1 protein-coding gene is annotated in these 255 nt (G+C 47.1%); it reads left to right on the top strand.

Features of this window, described 5'->3' with window-relative positions:
- A partial coding sequence (locus tag P5674_RS26355) for a reverse transcriptase N-terminal domain-containing protein (protein ID WP_315643530.1) occupies positions 1 to 223 on the top strand: 223 nt, incomplete at its 5' end.
- Positions 224 to 255: the final 32 nt, after the last annotated feature.

The raw sequence follows: 255 nt of genomic DNA, 5'->3' as shown, positions 1-255 counted from the left end.
GGCGATAGCGAGTTTAAAGAAAGGATTTGGGAAACCAAAACCAATCAAGACTACGAGCAACGCATGGAAGGCAATCCCGTGGACTAAGGTTCAACGGAAAGTTTTCAAGCTCCAAAAGAGTATATTCCAAGCAGCTAAATCGGGACAAGATGCAAAGGTAAGAAGGTTGCAACGTCTATTGGTGAAATCATATTATGCCAGGCTCCTAGCAGTGCGACTGTAGGGGCGGGTTCCACGGTCAGCCATGCTTCCCAA

It is taken from the genome of Limnospira sp. PMC 289.06 (assembly GCF_032350395.1).
In the GTDB taxonomy this organism is placed as follows: Bacteria; Cyanobacteriota; Cyanobacteriia; order Cyanobacteriales; family Microcoleaceae; genus Limnospira; species Limnospira platensis.
This window is presented reverse-complemented; position numbering and strand designations above follow the sequence as displayed.